Source organism: Lysobacter dokdonensis DS-58 (genome assembly GCF_000770795.1).
Lineage (GTDB): Bacteria > Pseudomonadota > Gammaproteobacteria > Xanthomonadales > Xanthomonadaceae > Noviluteimonas > Noviluteimonas dokdonensis.
On record NZ_JRKJ01000005.1, the window covers coordinates 191,378 to 207,796 of the forward strand.

Annotated in this window: 17 protein-coding genes; 8 read left to right on the forward strand and 9 right to left on the reverse strand. The window is 68.0% G+C overall.

The window, feature by feature from the left end:
• Position 1: 1 nt before the first annotated feature.
• From LF41_RS05505 to LF41_RS05515, 3 genes are read right to left on the reverse strand one after another with little or no spacing between them, the layout of a single operon-like run.
• On the reverse strand, positions 2-292 hold the full coding sequence (locus LF41_RS05505; RefSeq protein ID WP_036166977.1) for a hypothetical protein: 291 nt from the start codon (positions 290-292) through the stop codon (positions 2-4).
• Positions 293-313: 21 nt separating this feature from the next.
• The gene (locus LF41_RS05510; protein WP_036166979.1) at positions 314-733 is read right to left on the reverse strand and encodes an HIT domain-containing protein; all 420 of its coding nucleotides are present in this window, start codon (positions 731-733) and stop codon (positions 314-316) included.
• Entirely contained in the window at positions 730-1,398 is a 669-nt protein-coding gene (locus LF41_RS05515) for a dienelactone hydrolase family protein (protein WP_036166981.1), read from the reverse strand. The genes LF41_RS05510 and LF41_RS05515 overlap by 4 nt, the downstream gene beginning before the upstream one ends.
• Before the next feature lie 103 nt (positions 1,399-1,501).
• On the opposite strand from LF41_RS05515, the gene rimO reads away from it, so the two are divergent.
• Positions 1,502-2,851, forward strand: a complete 1,350-nt coding sequence (gene rimO, locus LF41_RS05520; RefSeq protein WP_052116166.1) for a 30S ribosomal protein S12 methylthiotransferase RimO — start codon at positions 1,502-1,504, stop codon at positions 2,849-2,851.
• A 10-nt stretch (positions 2,852-2,861) separates the two neighbouring features.
• On the opposite strand, the gene greB is transcribed toward rimO, so the two are convergent.
• Positions 2,862-3,362, reverse strand: coding sequence for a transcription elongation factor GreB (gene greB / locus LF41_RS05525; protein WP_036166984.1), 501 nt, complete (start codon positions 3,360-3,362; stop codon positions 2,862-2,864).
• Between the two features lie 73 nt (positions 3,363-3,435).
• Between greB and LF41_RS05530 the strand changes: the two genes are divergently transcribed.
• A complete protein-coding gene (locus LF41_RS05530) occupies positions 3,436-4,902 on the forward strand; it encodes a rhomboid family intramembrane serine protease (RefSeq protein WP_036166988.1) in 1,467 nt (488 codons plus the stop codon).
• Here LF41_RS05530 and LF41_RS05535 read toward each other — a convergent pair.
• From LF41_RS05535 to LF41_RS05545, 3 genes are read right to left on the reverse strand one after another with little or no spacing between them, the layout of a single operon-like run.
• Positions 4,899-6,152, reverse strand: coding sequence for a tetratricopeptide repeat protein (locus LF41_RS05535; RefSeq protein ID WP_036166991.1), 1,254 nt, complete (start codon positions 6,150-6,152; stop codon positions 4,899-4,901). The genes LF41_RS05530 and LF41_RS05535 overlap by 4 nt on opposite strands.
• Positions 6,149-6,604, reverse strand: a complete 456-nt coding sequence (locus tag LF41_RS05540) for a hypothetical protein (RefSeq protein ID WP_036166993.1) — start codon at positions 6,602-6,604, stop codon at positions 6,149-6,151. The genes LF41_RS05535 and LF41_RS05540 overlap by 4 nt, the downstream gene beginning before the upstream one ends.
• Positions 6,605-6,655: 51 nt before the next feature.
• Positions 6,656-8,182, reverse strand: a complete 1,527-nt coding sequence (locus LF41_RS05545; protein WP_036166995.1) for a helicase HerA-like domain-containing protein — start codon at positions 8,180-8,182, stop codon at positions 6,656-6,658.
• Between the two features lie 153 nt (positions 8,183-8,335).
• Here LF41_RS05545 and LF41_RS05550 point away from each other — a divergent pair, with 153 nt between their 5' ends.
• Positions 8,336-9,880 carry a transglycosylase SLT domain-containing protein gene (locus LF41_RS05550; RefSeq protein ID WP_052116167.1) on the forward strand — a complete coding sequence of 515 codons (1,545 nt, stop codon included), beginning with the start codon at positions 8,336-8,338 and terminating at the stop codon, positions 9,878-9,880.
• Positions 9,881-9,893: 13 nt separating this feature from the next.
• Positions 9,894-10,997, forward strand: a complete 1,104-nt coding sequence (locus tag LF41_RS05555) for an acyltransferase family protein (RefSeq protein WP_036166998.1) — start codon at positions 9,894-9,896, stop codon at positions 10,995-10,997.
• Between the two features lie 60 nt (positions 10,998-11,057).
• On the opposite strand, the gene asd is transcribed toward LF41_RS05555, so the two are convergent.
• Positions 11,058-11,927, reverse strand: a complete 870-nt coding sequence (asd, locus tag LF41_RS05560; protein ID WP_036167001.1) for an archaetidylserine decarboxylase — start codon at positions 11,925-11,927, stop codon at positions 11,058-11,060.
• A 4-nt stretch (positions 11,928-11,931) separates the two neighbouring features.
• Positions 11,932-12,579, reverse strand: a complete 648-nt coding sequence (locus LF41_RS05565; protein ID WP_036167005.1) for an SCO family protein — start codon at positions 12,577-12,579, stop codon at positions 11,932-11,934.
• A 112-nt stretch (positions 12,580-12,691) separates the two neighbouring features.
• On the opposite strand from LF41_RS05565, the gene prmB reads away from it, so the two are divergent.
• The 4 genes from prmB to LF41_RS05585 form a co-directional block, all read left to right on the forward strand.
• A complete protein-coding gene (gene prmB / locus LF41_RS05570; RefSeq protein ID WP_036167007.1) occupies positions 12,692-13,618 on the forward strand; it encodes a 50S ribosomal protein L3 N(5)-glutamine methyltransferase in 927 nt (308 codons plus the stop codon).
• A gap of 6 nt (positions 13,619-13,624) precedes the next feature.
• Positions 13,625-14,725, forward strand: a complete 1,101-nt coding sequence (gene aroC, locus LF41_RS05575) for a chorismate synthase (protein WP_036167009.1) — start codon at positions 13,625-13,627, stop codon at positions 14,723-14,725.
• A 57-nt stretch (positions 14,726-14,782) separates the two neighbouring features.
• On the forward strand, positions 14,783-15,802 hold the full coding sequence (locus tag LF41_RS05580; RefSeq protein ID WP_036167012.1) for an aspartate-semialdehyde dehydrogenase: 1,020 nt from the start codon (positions 14,783-14,785) through the stop codon (positions 15,800-15,802).
• A gap of 47 nt (positions 15,803-15,849) precedes the next feature.
• The coding region (locus LF41_RS05585; RefSeq protein ID WP_036167015.1) for a type IV pilus assembly protein FimV at positions 15,850-16,419 on the forward strand (570 nt) is incomplete at its 3' end.

The window sequence follows — 16,419 nt, forward strand, 5'->3', positions numbered from 1 at the left end:
GTCAGGGCTTCTGGTAGGTCACGAAGAACCCCTGCAAGTCGCCGTTCTCGACATACGGCTCCACGCTCTGCACCTTGTAACCGCGTCTGGCGAAGGCCTGGTGCGCCTTGCTCAGCGAATTGGCGGCGCCCTGGTTGCGGAAGCCCCAGCTGGCGTCCACCCAGATCGTCACCGCGAGCAGGTTGGCGCGGACCGCTTCATTGGCCACGTCGTCGGGTTTCTTGTCGAACAAACCCGCCTGCGCGGGCAGGGCGAGGGCGGCCAGTGCGGCGGCCAGGAACAACTTGCGCATCGGGAACTCCCCGGAGATCGGTCAGGAACGTTCGCCGATTGTGTCGCGCAACAGCTGAATCCGCTCGATCAGCAATTCGGGTGCGTAAGGCTTGGCGGCCGCCATGCCCCACACCGGGCGCGGCCAGGCGATGTCTTCCTGGAAACGCGCGATCACATGCACGTGCAATTGCGGCACGAGGTTGCCGAGCGCGGCCACGTTGAGCTTGTGCGGCCGGAAGACCTGCAGTGCGCGGCTGGCGCGGTCGATCTCGTGCACCAGCAACATCTGCTGCTGCGGCGCCAGGTCGATGACCTCCGTCGCCTCGGCCACGCGCGGCACGAGGATCAGCCACGGGTGGTTGGCATCGTCCATCAGGCGCACTTCGCACAGCGGCCACGAGGCGACGGGGTGCGTGTCGTCCGCCAGTTGCGGGTGCAAGTGCCAGGGATCGTGGCTCATCGCAGTTGGGCCTCGAGGAAGTCGGTCGTGCGCTGCCATGCGAGTTTCGCGGCCGGCTCGTTGTAGACCTTCGGGTCCACGTCGCGATTGAACGCGTGCCCCGTGCCTTCGTAGACGAACAGTTTCGCCTGCGGCTGCTTCTGCCGATGCAGGTCGATGTCGTGCGGCGGGATGCTGTTGTCGTCGGCACCGAAATGGAACATCAGCGCCGCGCCGGCGCGTTCGTCCAGGAACGGCACGCTGCGCGCACCGTAGTAGCCGACCGCGGGCAGCGACAGCCGCGTCGCGCACAGGAAGGCGAGGGTGCCGCCCCAGCAGAACCCGACCGCGCCGACGCGCAGGCCCTCCATCTGCAGCGTTTCGGCGGTGGAGTTGAGGATGTCGATGGCGCGCTCCGTGCCCAGCGCCGCCACCAATGCCCGTGCGCGCTGGATGCCGGCATCGTCGTAGTCCAGCTCGACGCCGTGCTCCACCGGATCGAACAACGACGGCGCGATCGCCACGAACCCCGCCGCGCACAGCCGCTCGGCCACGCTGCGGATATGGGCGTTCACGCCGAAGATTTCCTGAATGACGAGGACCGCGCCCTTCGAAGGGCCCACCGGGTCCGCGCGCCAGCCCCGCACCGGCCCGTGCGGGGTCTCGATGTCGATCCATCCGTGCATGCGGGCGGCCTCCTGGCGGTGTGGCTTGGGGGGATCGTACTCCCGCCCGTCCCCCGGCCTCTATAATCCGCGCCCTCCCGCAGTCCCCCTGGTCCGCCCCCCGATGTCCACTGTCCTCAAGCCCAAATCCGCCAGCCAGGGAGGCAAGGTCGGGTTCGTCAGCCTCGGGTGCCCGAAGGCTCTCGTCGACTCCGAACGCATCCTCACGCAGCTGAAGGTCGAGGGCTACGACATCGTCCAGAGCTACGACGACGCCGACATCGTCGTGGTGAACACGTGCGGCTTCATCGACTCGGCCGTGACCGAATCGCTCGACGCCATCGGCGAGGCGATCGCCGAAAACGGCAAGGTCATCGTGACCGGTTGCCTGGGCAAGAAGCCGGAACAGATCCGCGCAGCGCACCCGGGCGTGCTCTCGATCAGCGGCCCGCAGGACTACAAGTCCGTGATGGAAGCGGTGCACCTCGCGCTGCCGCCCTCGCACGACCCGTTCACCGACCTGCTGCCCGACTTCGGCCTGAAGCTGACGCCGAAGCACTACGCGTACCTCAAGATTTCCGAAGGCTGCAATCACCGTTGCAGTTTCTGCATCATCCCGTCGATGCGCGGCGACCTCGTCTCGCGCCCCGTCGACGACGTCCTGCGCGAAGCCGAGAAGCTCGCGATGGGCGGCGTGCGCGAGTTGCTCGTCATCTCGCAGGACACCTCCGCCTACGGCGTGGACGTGAAGTACGCCGAGCGCACATGGCGCAACAAGACCTATCAGACGCGCATGAAGGCGCTATGCGAAGGCTTGTCCGAACTCGGCATCTGGACGCGCCTGCACTACGTCTACCCGTATCCGCACGTCGACGACATCATTCCGCTGATGGCCGACGGCAAGTTGTTGCCGTACCTCGACATCCCGTTCCAGCACGCCTCGCCGCGCATCCTGAAGTTGATGAAGCGCCCGGGCGCGGTGGAAAAAACGCTGGAGCGCGTGCACGACTGGCGTGCGATCTGCCCCGATCTCGCGATCCGTTCGACGTTCATCGTGGGCTTCCCCGGCGAGACCGAGGAAGAGTTCGAAACGCTGCTCGACTTCCTCGATGAAGCGCAGCTCGACCGCGTCGGCGCATTCGCCTATTCGCCCGTCGATGGCGCAACCGCGAACGCGTTGCCCGATCCGGTGCCGGAAGCCGTGAAGCAGGAACGCCTCGCGCGCTTCATGGAACGCCAAGCCGCGATTTCCGCATCGCGCCTGGAAGCGAAAGTGGGCACCACCCAGCGTTGCATCGTCGATGCGATCGACGGCGAACTCGCCATCGCGCGCTCGCGGTTCGATGCGCCGGAAATCGACGGCCTCGTGCAGATCCAGGATGGCCGCGAGGCGGGGCTGAAGCCGGGTGAGTTCGTGGACGTCGAGATCCTCGGCTCCGACGAACACGACCTGTACGGCGAAGTCGCTTACTGAAGCGAGAACCTCAGCGGTACTTCACTTCGACGATGAAGTACCGCTCCGCGCCGCCCGGCAGCATGGCTTCGAATTCGTCGTCGACGCGTTTCTTCAGCATCGCGCGCGCGAGCGGGGAGTCGACGCTGATCCAGCCGAGTTTCGCATCGGTTTCGTCGGGGCCGACGATGCGGTAGCGCTGCGTCTGCCCGGTCGTCGCGTGTTCGATTTCCACCTGCGCGCCGAAGAACACCGCCTCGGGGTCCGACGGCGCGGTGTCCACCACGCGCAAGGCTTCCAGTCGTTTCGACAGGTACCGCACGCGGCGGTCGATCTCGCCGAGTTGCTTCTTGCGATACGTGTACTCGGCGTTCTCCGAGCGGTCGCCTTCGGCCGCGGCGGCGGCGAGCGCCTTGACGACTTCGGGCCGGCGCATGCGCCACAGATCGTCGAGTTCCGCCTTCAGGCGCGCGTGGCCTTCGCGGGTGATCAGCGCGGTGGCTTTCTCGGCAGGGGGGCGCCAGCGTCCCATCGGTCTTTTCGTTCCAAAACGTCCAACGCTTATGCCAAGCTCGCGCCCAACGATCAAGGGCGATGAGTCCCGCATGCTCCTGCTGCCGCTGCATCGCCCGCTCACGCGCGCCACGTTCCCGGTCGTCACCGCGCTGCTCGTCCTGGTCAATGTCTTCGTGTTCCTCGGCCTGCAGGCGGGCGACAACGCGCGCATGCAGGAGGCATTGGCGCTGTACGCGTCGTCGCGCCTGGCCGATCTCGAAGCGCCCGCTTACGAGCGTTGGCTCGTCGAGCGCGGCGGGCGAGGGGAGGAACTGCAGGAATTCCGCGCGCTCGACGGCGAACTGCCGCGCCACGCATTCGTCGGGCAGAACACGCTGGTCGACCGCGAGTTCGTCCCCGCGATGCAGACCGGCCGCTTCTTCGACGACACGGCGGCCTTCGATGAGTGGCGCCGCCTGCGCGCGCCGTACGACACGCGCCTGCAATCGATCACGACGCTGCGCTATCTGCTGCGATCGTCCGAGTTCGATCCGGTCCGGCTGGTCGCTTCGGCCTTCCTGCATGCCGACCTCGGCCATCTGTTCGGGAACATGGTGTTCCTGATGATCATCGGGTTGCTGGTCGAAGGGGCGCTCGGTCCCTGGCGTTTCCTTGGTGTCCACCTGCTCGGCGCGGTCGGCGCGAACCTCGCGTCGCTCGCCTTCCATTGGGGCGATGCCGCCGGCGGGCTCGGTGCGTCTGGCGCGATCGCGGCGCTGATGGGGTGCTTCTGCCTGGTGTGGGGCACGCAGCCGGTGCGGTTCTTCTACTGGATCGGCGTGTGGTTCGACTACGTGCGCGCACCTGCGTTGTGGTTGTTCCCCGCATGGCTCGGGTGGGAACTGTTCAACCTGCTCGTGCGTGACGATTCGAACGTCGCCTTCGAAGCGCACGCCGGCGGCCTGGTCTGCGGCGCACTCATGGGCGCGGTGCTCGCGAAGACCGGACAGGTGCGCGTGGGCTTCATCCGCGACGCCGCGCCCGATGCGGCCGTGCAGGACGATCGCTGGGAACGCGCGCAGCGCCACATCGGGCGGATGCAGCTACCCGAGGCGGATAGGTTGCTCGACGAACTGGCGAAAGAATCGCCGTCGCGAACGGACGTCCAGCTCGCTCGCTATCGCGTCGCGCGCAACGCGGGGCGCACGGAGCAGGCGGATGCACGCGCGCTGCACGTATTGGACGTCGAAGCAGGCAACGCGCCCGACGTCCGCGCCCAGGGCGAATTGCTGGCGGAGCTGGCGGGCCGCACCGTCGCGATTCCGGTGGAAACCCGACTCGCTTTCGCCAGGCGCGCCATCGTGCATGGCGCGCTGGACGAGGTCGAACGCGTGTTGCAATCGCTGGAAGCCGACGTCCCCGACGAAACGCAGTCGCAACTGTGGTTCGACCTCGCGCTGCGCCACCGCGATGCCGGGGCGCAGGCCGCGCACGTGCGCTGCCTGCGCCACCTCGCGCAACGCCACCCGCAACAACCGCAGGCGGCGAAGGCGCGTTTCCTGCTGGAGAACGCTTAAGTCAGCGACAACGCGCTGTCGATCTTCTTCAGCAGGTCAGCGTCCGTCGTGCGCGAACGCGCGCGTTCCAGCAGCACCTTCGCTTCGGCGTTGCGGTTGAAGCGTTCCAGCAGCAGCATCGCCGCCGTGAGGCCCCAATGCGCGGACGCCGGTTCGCTCGGGTTTGCATTGAACAGCGCGTGCAGGATGTCGACCGCCAGCTGTGCCTGCCCGCCGAGGCGCGCCTGCTCCGCAAGACGTGCGCCGTGTTCGGGCAGCAGGGGGACGAACGACGGATCGGCATCGAGGCATTCGCGCAACAACCCGAGCGCCTTGCGGTCCTGCTTCTCCATCATCAGCTGGTGCAGGTATTGGCGCGCGTGTTCCTGCACGGTCTGCGGGTCGCCGGCCTTCTGCAACAGGCGGCGATACAGATCGTGCACTTCGACCGAGACCGCGCGCGTGCGCACTTCGGTGCGCAACAGGGCGATGGCGTCCTGCATGCGGCCTTCGCGGATCAGCGGTTCGGCCTGCGCGATGGCGATGTCGTTGGCGGTGGTGAGCGTGGGGCGCGCGGCGTCGGCCTGCATCGTCGCCGGGTCGTAACCGAGCTCTTCGTGCGCCTGGTAGACGAGGTAGCCCATCAGGTGGAACGCGGAGAACAAGCCCCAGAACGCGAGCACCGTGGACACCCACCCCGCGGCGAACGGCGGCATGAAGTTCCCGAGCCACGCACCCGCTGTCAGTGCGCTGGCCTGGATGACGAACAGCAGACCGACCACCGCGAGGTAAGGCCAGCCGACGCGCCCGACGACCGCGAAGGCCATCGACGGATTCAGCGCATCCGACAAGCTCCCCGTCATCGCCAGCGTCATCGTCACCGCCGGCTGCAGGAACACCACGAGCACCAGCCCCGCGACGACCAGCGCCATGCTGCCCGTGAGCGCCAGGCCGACGACGAACAGGATCATCACGAACTGCATCGCGAGGAAGCGCCAGACCACGCCGTTGTCGACCGACATGACGATTTCCGGCGCCTCCATGTCGCCGTCCGCCGAGCGGCGCAGGATCTCGAACGCGTACTTGTACGCGCCCAGCCACATCAGGCCGCCGAGGATCCAGCCGACCACCGGGATGATGCGGAACAGCGCGAGCACCGCGAGCATCACCAGCGTGATGAGTGCGGCGCCGCGCAGCGGGTACAGGATGATCGACGGGATGCGGTGCCAGAACGGTTCGGGCGACGACACCGCGCGGGATGCCGCACTCATCGGGCGCTGCCTTTGCGGCGCAGGACCTGCGTGCCGTTGGCGGCCTTCAGCTGGTCGTTGTCGACCAGTTCGTACACGCGGTCGTCCTCGGCCTTCGCATTCGGATCCAGGCGGATGTGGCGCGCGTCGGGTTCCAGCGTCCATGTCCCTGCGCTGCCGGCGGCGGCCTGCGAATCGAGCGTGTACGTGCCGTCGGCGGCGAACGTCACGTCCATGTTGGCGTCGGAGAACGCGCCGGCGAACGCCTTGGCATCGAACGTCGTGTGCTCGCCGGGCGCCGGCGATTCGGACACACCGGGGGCGGTGGCGACGGTGGCGGTGACGGGCGCCTGCATCGTCGCGGGCGCCGCGGCTGTGGCGGCGGGTGCGACGGCGGCATTGTCTTCGCGCTTGCACGCGGACAGCGCGAGCAGGGCGATGGCGGGCAACAGGATCTTGGCGGACGTGCGCATGCGGTGAACCCCTGGAATGAGTCGTGCGTTGTCGTTATGGACTGCTGAAGATCAGCGGCGCGAGCCGCCGAAGATGCCGCCGAGCAACCCGCGCAGGATCTGCCGACCGATCTGGCTGCCGACGGTGCGCGCGGTCTGCTTGGCCATGGTTTCGACCATGCCCTGGCGCCGCTTGGTGCCGAACACGGCGTCCTTCACGGCCGAACCGACGCCCGGCTCGTCGCGGTCGTCGTCTTCGCGCGATTTCGCCTTCGGCGCGTCCACGCGTTCGGCGGCGGCCTGTGCGTGCGCGGCGAGTTTTTCCGCGGCGGATTCGCGGTCGATGCGCGTGTCGTATTTCGTGCCGACGGGGCTGGTCGCGCGGACCTGTGCGCGCTCGGCGTCGGTGATCGCGCCCATGCGACAGCGCGGCGGTGCGATGAGCGTGCGTTCGACGGGCATCGGCACGGCGCGCGCGCCGTCGACGTCGTGCAACGTGGAGACGAGCGCTTCGCCGACGCCGAGGGCGGAGATTGTCTTGCCGACGTCGAGGTTCGGATTGGCGACGAAGGTTTCCGCCGCGGTGCGCACGGCCTTCTGGTCGCGCGGCGTGAACGCGCGCAGCGCATGCTGCACGCGGTTGCCGAGCTGGCCGAGGATCTCGTCCGGTACGTCATCGGGAAACTGCGAGCAGAAATACACGCCGACGCCCTTCGAGCGGATCAGGCGGACCACTTGTTCGACGCGCTGCTGCAGCGCCGGCGGCGCATCGTCGAACAACAGGTGCGCTTCGTCGAACACGAAGACGAGCTTGGGTTTGTCGAGATCGCCCACTTCCGGCAGCGTTTCGAACAATTCCGACAACAGCCACAACAGGAAGCTCGAATACAGCCGGGGCTTCAGCACGAGTTGCGCTGCGGCAAGGATGCCGATGACGCCGCGGCCGTCGGGCATCGTGCGCATCAGGTCGGACAGTTCGAGCGCGGGTTCGCCGAAGAATTCTTCCGCGCCGTCCTGTTCCAGGCGCAGCAGCGCGCGCTGGATCGCGCCGATCGAGGGTGCGCTGACCAGGCCGTAGGACGTCGAGATGTCCTTGCGTTCGTCGGCGACGACGCCGAGCAGCGCGCGCAGGTCTTCGAGGTCGAGCAGCAGCAGGCCGCGGTCGTCGGCGAGCTTGAAGACGATGTCGAGCACGCCCGACTGCGTGTCGTTCAATTCCAGGATGCGCGCGAGCAGGGTGGGGCCCATCTCGCTGACCGTCGTGCGCACCGGATGCCCCAGCTTCCCGTACAGGTCCCAGAACACGACGGGGTTTGCGGCCGGTGCGTAGCCGGCGACGCCGATCTTCGCGGCGCGGTCGAGCACCTTCTGGTCGGGCGTGCCCGCGACCGCAAGGCCTGCGACGTCGCCCTTGACGTCGGCGAGGAATACCGGCACGCCGATGCGCGAGAAACCCTCGGCCAGCGTCATCAGCGTCACCGTCTTGCCCGTGCCGGTGGCGCCCGCGACCAGCCCGTGCCGGTTGCCGTACTTCGGCTCCAGCACCACGGGGCCGCCTTCCGCGGTGGTGACCGACTTGCCGACGAGGATGGGGTCCATGGCGCCGCCTGTTCAGGTGTCGGTCGATTCTAGCCGTGCGTCGGCCACGTGCGGGAATTCCACGATGGGGTCCGCAGTTTCACGTCGGACGCGGGTTGCAGTGCAGCACGCGCGCCGATACCTTCGACGCGCCTTCGTCTGCCTTGAACACTCATGTCCCACTTTGCGTTCCCGCGGGTTGCCGCACTCTGCTTCGCCACCACCGTGGCACTGGCCGCCATCGTGTCGCCCGCGCACGCCGCTTCCAAGCGGGACCAGGCGGCCGTGGATGCGCTCAACACGCGCATGTCCGCCGCCGAGCAGCGATATCGCGGCGCGCTGGTGAAGATCGGCAATGCCGATCCCACCGGGACGGCGGAAAGCGACGCGGCGCTGGAGGACATGGAGGACGTCATCGCCGCCTGCATGCAGCAGAAGGGCTGCTCGGTGCCGACGATGCTCGCCTCGTACAAGCGGCTGCTGAAGACGCAGGCCGATGCGGAAGCCCAGTCGGCCGACGAGGACGTTCCCGCCGACGACGAGGGCGACGACCACGCCATCGCGGCCATCGCCGCCGACGTGCCGGAAGCCGCGCGCGCCGCGCAACTGTTGTCGGAGGACCATCGCTTCGACCAGATGGTGCAGTACAACCCCGCCGTGCAGGCCGGCATTCGCAAGTGGCTCACCGACATGCGCCCGGCGCTGGTCGGCAGCTACGAGAACTACCAGTACATGCGCCACCTGATGTGGCCGCAGTTCGAGCGCGCGGGCCTGCCCGAGGCGCTGCTGTTCGGCATCATGGCCAAGGAATCCAACGGCAAGGTCCATGTCAGCTCGCGCGCGGGCGCGGCGGGGCCGATGCAGTTCATGTACGCCACCGGCAAGCGCTTCGGCCTCGGGCCGGACGGCTCCGGGTTCGACACGCGCTTCGACGCGCGCGCCTCGGCCGAGGCCAGCGCCGCGTACCTCAACGAGCGCATGGGCCAGCTGAATCGCAGCATCGAGCTCGCGCTGGCCGCCTACAACGGCGGCGAAGGCCGCGCGCTGCGCGTCTACAACGGCGCGAACGGGCAGGGCTTCTGGGACGCGTCGGTCTACAACCAGTTCCCGCAGGAAACCCGCGACTACGTGCCGATGGTGATCGCCGCCGCGTGGCTGTTCCTGCATCCCAAGCAATATGGCCTGACGTTCCCGAAGGTCGATGCCAAGCCCGCCCCGCTCAAGCTGGTGCGCCCGGCGTCGATCTACGAACTCACGATCTGCCTGGGAAACGGCGGGACGCGCGACGGCTACATGCGCGCGCTGCGCAACCTCAACCCGCGTTACGAGGCCGACAGCTGGCTGCCGGCCGGTTCGACGCTCAATGCGACGACGAAGATCGTCGGGCTGTACGGCCGTCACTGCGCGCAGGGCCAGCGCGCGGATCTCGCGCACCAGCTGGTCATGAGCGATGCGGCCTCCGCCGTCGTGCGCAGCGCGTCGGCCGTCGCGAGCGTGGACGACACCGCCTCGCGTCCGATGCCCGTCGCGTCGGCCGACACGCCCAAACCCGCGAAGGCGGCCAAGTACAAGGTGCGTGGCGGGGAAACGCTGACGGCGATCTCGCGCAAGTTCTCCTGCGACATGCGTGAGTTGGCGCAAGCCAACAGCATCAAGGGGCCGCGCTATGCGATCCGGCCGGGGCAGACGCTGAAGCTGGAAGGCTGCACGGCGAACTGAGACCCCACCACGGATGCCAGCCAGCGACCAACTGCGCACGCTGACATCCCTGCGGGCCTTCGCGGCCGCGGCCATCGTCGTGTTCCACCTGCAGGGCACGCTGGTCGCGGTGACGCCGCGCCCGGTCTGGGCCACGGGGGTTTCGTTCTTCTTCGTGCTGTCCGGCTTCGTGCTGACGTATGCGCATGCGCGCGGTGCGCTCGACATGCGGCGTTTCTACGCGACACGTTTCGCGCGCCTGTGGCCGTTGCATCTGTTTTCGGCCCTCGCGTGGCTCGTGGTTTCCCAAGTGGGAAACGCGACGCCTTTCCATTGGGGATGGGCCGAAACCCTCGACGTCCTCCTGCTGCAAGCGTGGGTGCCGTTGTGGGGCGTCGTATTCGCCATGAACGGCGTGGCGTGGAGCATTTCGGTCGAGGTGTTCTTCTACCTGCTGTTTCCGCTGCTGCGCGGCAGGTGGCTGGCCCCGATCTTCATCGCCGGCGCCATCGCGACGGCCGCGATCCTGTTCGCGATGGACGCATTCCTGGCGCCCGCGGTGCCGCCGTATCCGACGCCGGCCGCGGGCGAGTTCTGGTCGGTGCACGCCGCGCTGCAGTTCCCCGTGTTGCGCTTGCTGGAGTTCTGCCTGGGCGTCGCGACCGCGAAGTTGTTCCTGTCCCGCCGGATTCGCCCGAACACGACGATGGAGCTGTGCGCGATCGCCGGCGTCCTCGCGTTCGCGTTCGCCAGCGAGCCCTTACGCGTGGCCTTGGCGGACCTGGGTTTTTCGCATGTCGGTCTGTGGTTGAGCCAGTCGGGCGGGCTGTTCGTGTTCGCCGCGGCAATCTTCATCTTTGCGCACGAAAGCGGTGCGATCAGCCGCGTGTTGCGCGCAAGGACGCTCGTCCTGTTGGGCGACATCAGCTTCTCCACCTACATGCTGCATTGGGTGGTGCTGTCGGCGTTCCTGAAATTCGGTCGGCCGGAAGGCATTGCGCCGTGGTTGTGGGTCGCGATGTTCGTCCTGGCGGTCTACGCCGCGTCGTACTTCGCCTGGCGTTTCATCGAACTCCCCTCGAAGCGCTGGATCCTCGCGCGCGCGGCGCGGAAGGACGCGGCGCCGTCGTTGGCGTAGACGTTATCCGTGGGAAAGCAGCGATCCAGGCCGATTGCGTTGCCCGGCGCGGAAAACGGACTAAACCAGCGTCGCCAGCTTTTCGCCCAGCCGCACGGGTTGCTGCGAGTGCAGGTTCGGCGCCAGTTCCGCAACGCCCTCCGGCAGCAGCACGATCACGGTGGAGCCGTAGTTGAAGCGCGCCATCTCGGCGAAGCGTTCCAGCACGATGCCTTTGCCGCGGTAATCCTTGCGCGTGACCGGGCCGCCGTAGGGCGGGATCTCGACGCCGCCCCACACGGTTTCCACACCCGACACCAACAACGCGCCGACCATCACGCACGCCATCGGCCCGAAGTCGGTGTCGAAATGGCACACCACGCGCTCGTTGCGCGCGAACAGCCGCGACACGCTGCCCACCGCATCCACGCCCACGCTGAACAACCGCCCGGGAATGTGCACCGTCTCCACCAGCGTGCCGGTCCATGGCATGTGCACGCGGTGATAGTCGCGCGGCGACAAGTACACCGTAGCGAACGTGCCGCCCGTAAAGGCCTTCGCCTTTTCCGCATCGCCCAGCAACTGCGCCGTGCTGAACCCGTGCCCCTTCGCCTGGAAGATGTGCCCCGGATCCTCGTGCTCGGCTTCGCCCGCGAACCCGATGCGCCCGCATTCGCTGATCGTGCCGTCGGCCGGCATCGCCAGGGCGCGCGGATCGGTGTCGGGCACGCGTGCACCGGGACGCAGCGCGCGGGTGAAGAACGCGTTGAACGTCGCGTAGCGCGTGGCGTCGGGCTCCAGCGCTTCGGACAGATTGACGTCGAACTTTCGCACGACGGTATCGATCAACCACTGCTTCGTGCGCGGATTGCTCGAATACGCAAGCTTGCGCGCCAGCGACGACAGGAAGCGATGCGGCAGGACGTAGGTGAGGGCGGTGATGAGTTGCATGGGATCAGCGTGCCACCGTCGGCGTGAGCAACTTGAAATCGGCGGCGATCGCCTGCGGCACCAGTGGCGGCGAGATGATCCCGGCCATGCGGCCCTTCGGGTCGAGCACCGCGAGCGTGGCGTTGTGGTCGACGCTGTACCGGTCGGCCGGCTGGCCCGCTTCCGGCGGCACTTTCATGAAGACCAGCGACATGCTGCGCGCGAAGGCTTCCAGCGAGGGCAGGTCGCCGGTGGCGGCCAGCGTGTCGCGATGGAAGGCGTGCGCGTATTCGCCGGTGCGGATCGCGCTGTCGCGCTCGGGGTCGACCGACACGAACAACACGCGCGGCCGCACCGAATCCGGCATGCCTTCCCACTGCTTCTGCGCCACGCCCAGCTCGGCCAGCGTGGTGGGGCACACGTCCGGGCAATGCGTGAAGCCGATGAAGACGATGGTCCAGTGCCCCTGCAATTCGCCGGGGACCAGGCGCGTGCCGTCGGACTGCTGCAGCGAGAAGGCGGGCAGCACGCGCGGTTCGGGGAACAGGCGCACGGCCTGCGTCTGCGGCAGGGCCGACGGCGCGGGGCGGGAGTACCAGCGATGCCCGGCCCACAGGCCGATGGCGGCGGCCAGCGCGACCACGAGGATCCAGGCGGTGGTGCGGTTGAACATGCGGGGCGTTCCGTCGGGGGCGCCGCACGCGGCGCGAAGCTGGGGATGATACCGGGCGCGCTATCATGCACGGCCTCCACGACCACGGCCTTGTCGCCGCGCAGACTTGCCCATGACCGACGAGCTGGCCACGATCATCGACCTGATCCGCTACGGCGCGAGCCGTTTCAACGCGGCCGGCCTGACTTTCGGGCACAGCTACGACAACGCGCTGGACGAGGCCACCCAGCTGACGCTGCATGCGCTGCACCTGCCGCACGACCTCAGCCCGGTGTACGGCAACGCGCGCATCACGGAAGCCGAGAAGGAAGAAGTCCTGTCGCTGTTCCTCCGCCGCATCGAGGAACGCATGCCCGCGGCGTATCTCACTGGCGAGGCGTGGTTCGCGGGCCTGAGTTTCAAGACCGATCGCCGTGCACTCGTGCCGCGTTCGCCCATCGCCGAGATGATCGAGAACGGCTTCCAGCCCTGGCTCGGCGACCGTGAAGTCATGCGCGCGCTCGATCTGTGCACCGGTTCGGGCTGCATCGCCATCGCGATGGGCCACTACAACCCGGAGTGGCACGTCGATGGCGTGGACATCTCCGACGATGCCCTCGCGCTCGCCAACGAAAACAAGACGCGCCTGCACGCGGACAACGTGCGGCTCCTGAAGTCCGACCTGTTCTCCGGCCTGCAGGGCGAGCACTACGATCTGATCGTCACCAATCCGCCGTACGTCACCAACGACGAAACCGACGCATTGCCGAAGGAATACGCCTACGAGCCCGACCTCGGCCTGCGCGCCGGCGACGACGGCCTCGACCTCGCGTTGCAGATCCTGCGCGACGCGCCGCTGCACCTGAGTGCGGACGGCCTGCTGGTCTGCGAAGTCGGCGAGTCGGAAAAGGCGCTGGTCCACCTGCTGCCCGAACTCCCGCTCGCGTGGGTGGAATTCAAGGTCGGGCAGATGGGTATCTTCGTCGCCGAATGCGCGGACCTGGTGCAGCACAACGCGCGCATCCGCGAACTCGCCGATCGCCGCCGCCCGGCACGCTGACACCCCGTGAACACCTTCGGCGAACTCTTCCGCGTCACCACCTTCGGGGAGTCGCACGGCCCCGCGATCGGCTGCGTGATCGACGGCTGCCCGCCGGGCGTCACCATCGCCCCCGAAGATTTCGCCGAAGACCTCGGCCGCCGCGCGACGGGCCGCACGCGCCACACCTCGCAGCGGCACGAAGCCGACGTCGTCGAAATCCTCAGCGGTGTGTACGAAGGCCGCACGACCGGCACGCCGATCGCGCTGGTCATCCGCAACACCGATGCGAAGTCGAAGGATTACGAAGACATCGCGCAGACCTTTCGCCCCGGCCATGCCGATTACACGTACTGGCAGAAGTACGGCCACCGCGATCCGCGCGGCGGTGGGCGTTCCTCGGCGCGCGAAACCACGATGCGCGTGGCCGCCGCGGTCATCGCGAAGCGCTGGTTGAACGACAAGTTCGGCGTGCGCGTGCGCGGCCACCTGGCGCAGATCGGCGAAGTCGTGCCCCGTTCGTTCGACTGGAACGCCGTCGAAGGCAATCCGTTCTTCTGGCCGGATGCCGCGCAGGTCGCCGAGCTCGAGACCTACATGGATGCGTTGCGCAAGTCCGGCGATTCGGTCGGCGCGCGCATCACCGTCGTCGCCGACGGCGTGCCGCCGGGTTGGGGCGAACCGATCTACGGGAAGCTCGACGGCGAACTCGCCGGTGCGCTGATGTCCATCAACGCGGTGAAGGGCGTGGAGGTCGGCGATGGCTTCGCGGTCGTCGCGCAGCGCGGCAGCGAACACCGCGACGAGATCGCGCCGGAAGGCTTCCAGTCCAACCACGCCGGCGGGATCCTCGGCGGCATTTCCACCGGGCAGCAGGTCATCGTGTCGGCGGCGTTCAAGCCGACCTCGAGCCTGCGCCTGCCGGCGCGCAGCCTCGACATGGACGGCCAACCGGTCGAAGTCGTGGTGAAAGGGCGCCACGACCCCTGCGTCGGCGTCCGCGCCACGCCCATCTGCGAGGCGATGGTCGCGCTCGTCCTGATGGACCAGGCGCTGCGCCACCGCGCGCAATGCGGCGACGTCGGCGACGTCTCGCCGCGCATCAAACCGGGCAAGGCAAAACGCTGAGCCCGACGTTCCACCCGACGTTCCGCAACACACTCCTGACCGAAGAACCACGCACACATGACGAACAAGACTTTCAAGGTCGCGGTCGTCGGCGCCACCGGCGCCGTCGGCGAAACCATGCTCTCGATCCTGGCCGAACGGAATTTCCCCGTCGGCGAGCTCGTCGCGCTGGCCAGCGCGAAATCGGCGGGCACGAAAGTCAAATACGGGCATCGCGACGTCGTGGTGCAGGACCTGGCGACGTTCGATCCGGCCGGCGTGGACATCGCCTTGTTCTCGGCGGGCGCTGCGACGTCGAAGGAACATGCCCCGAAGTTCGCCGCCGCCGGCGCGGTCGTGATCGATAACTCCTCGGCGTTCCGTTACGAAGACGACGTCCCGCTGGTCGTGTCCGAAGTGAACCCCGACCAGGTCGCCAACCGCCCGCGCGGGATCATCGCGAACCCGAATTGCTCGACGATGCAGATGCTCGTCGCGCTCGCGCCGATCCATCGCAAGGCGGGCATCGAGCGCATCAACGTCGCGACCTATCAGTCCGTCTCCGGCGGTGGGCGTTCGGCGCTGGAGGAGCTGGGCCGCCAGACCGCGGGCATCCTCAACTTCCAGGATCCCGAGCCCAAGCGCTTCCCGGTGCAGATCGCCTTCAACCTGATCCCGCACATCGACGACTTCCAGCCCAACGGCTACACGAAGGAAGAGATGAAGCTGGTGTGGGAAACGCGCAAGATCCTCGGCGACGACAGCATCCGCGTGAACCCGACCGCCGTGCGCGTGCCGGTGTTCTTCGGGCATTCGGAGGCGGTCAACGTCGAGACGCGCGAGAAGATCACGGCCGACGAGGTGCGCACGATGCTGCGCGCCGCGCCGGGCGTGGAGGTCGTCGACGACCGGGAGCCGGGCGGCTACCCGACGCCGGTGACCCACGCCTCGGGCCGGGACCCGGTGTTCGTCGGCCGCATCCGCGACGACGAGTCCCACCCGCGCGCCGTCAATCTGTGGATCGTGTCGGACAACATCCGCAAGGGCGCGGCGCTGAACGCGGTGCAGATCGCGGAACTGGTCGCTGACGAACGCTAATTGCGTTACAGCTGTTACAGTCTTCGCGAGCCTGAGGGGAGAAGGGCATGACACTTCGACGCATCGCGCTGGCGATCGCCCTGGCCGTTGCGGCCGGGCCGGTGGCCGCGCTGGGGCTTGGCCAGATCCAGGTGAAATCGCGTGTCGACCAGCCGCTGCTGGCCGAGATCCCGATCGTGTCCACCGATCCGGGCGAGCTCGAGCAGTTGCAGGCGCGCCTGGCCTCGCCGGAGACCTTCCGCCGGATCGGGCTGGAGCCGCCGAGCGGCGCCGCCGCGGACCTGCAATTCACCGTGGCCCTCGACGACCGCGGGCGTCCCGTCATCCGCGTCACCAGCAGCGCGCCGGTCAGCCAGCCGCTGGTGACCTTCCTGGTCGAAGTCGACTGGGGCTCGGGCCGCCTCGTGCGCGAGTACTCGGCGTTGCTCGACACGCCGCGCACCGTCGCCGCTCCCGCGCAGCCGCCGATCCAGGCGCCGAGCGTCGCCCCGTCGAATGTCATCGAACGCCCGGTGGCCGCCGCGCCGCAGCCGCCGCCGGAACCGCAGCCCGCGCCGCCCGAAGGCGCCGCGCCGGCCGAACCGACGCCCGCCGATGCGGACGCCGTCGCCGCCACG

What these genes read in the sequence shown, in the direction of transcription:
- LF41_RS05505 (WP_036166977.1), bottom strand. Translation starts at nt 292, where the DNA reads ATGCGCAAGTTGTTCCTGGCCGCCGCACTGGCCGCCCTCGCCCTGCCC.
- LF41_RS05510 (WP_036166979.1), bottom strand. Translation starts at nt 733, where the DNA reads ATGAGCCACGATCCCTGGCACTTGCACCCGCAACTGGCGGACGACACG.
- LF41_RS05515 (WP_036166981.1), bottom strand. Translation starts at nt 1,398, where the DNA reads ATGCACGGATGGATCGACATCGAGACCCCGCACGGGCCGGTGCGGGGC.
- rimO (WP_052116166.1), top strand. Translation starts at nt 1,502, where the DNA reads ATGTCCACTGTCCTCAAGCCCAAATCCGCCAGCCAGGGAGGCAAGGTC.
- greB (WP_036166984.1), bottom strand. Translation starts at nt 3,362, where the DNA reads ATGGGACGCTGGCGCCCCCCTGCCGAGAAAGCCACCGCGCTGATCACC.
- LF41_RS05530 (WP_036166988.1), top strand. Translation starts at nt 3,436, where the DNA reads ATGCTCCTGCTGCCGCTGCATCGCCCGCTCACGCGCGCCACGTTCCCG.
- LF41_RS05535 (WP_036166991.1), bottom strand. Translation starts at nt 6,152, where the DNA reads ATGAGTGCGGCATCCCGCGCGGTGTCGTCGCCCGAACCGTTCTGGCAC.
- LF41_RS05540 (WP_036166993.1), bottom strand. Translation starts at nt 6,604, where the DNA reads ATGCGCACGTCCGCCAAGATCCTGTTGCCCGCCATCGCCCTGCTCGCG.
- LF41_RS05545 (WP_036166995.1), bottom strand. Translation starts at nt 8,182, where the DNA reads ATGGACCCCATCCTCGTCGGCAAGTCGGTCACCACCGCGGAAGGCGGC.
- LF41_RS05550 (WP_052116167.1), top strand. Translation starts at nt 8,336, where the DNA reads ATGTCCCACTTTGCGTTCCCGCGGGTTGCCGCACTCTGCTTCGCCACC.
- LF41_RS05555 (WP_036166998.1), top strand. Translation starts at nt 9,894, where the DNA reads ATGCCAGCCAGCGACCAACTGCGCACGCTGACATCCCTGCGGGCCTTC.
- asd (WP_036167001.1), bottom strand. Translation starts at nt 11,927, where the DNA reads ATGCAACTCATCACCGCCCTCACCTACGTCCTGCCGCATCGCTTCCTG.
- LF41_RS05565 (WP_036167005.1), bottom strand. Translation starts at nt 12,579, where the DNA reads ATGTTCAACCGCACCACCGCCTGGATCCTCGTGGTCGCGCTGGCCGCC.
- prmB (WP_036167007.1), top strand. Translation starts at nt 12,692, where the DNA reads ATGACCGACGAGCTGGCCACGATCATCGACCTGATCCGCTACGGCGCG.
- LF41_RS05580 (WP_036167012.1), top strand. Translation starts at nt 14,783, where the DNA reads ATGACGAACAAGACTTTCAAGGTCGCGGTCGTCGGCGCCACCGGCGCC.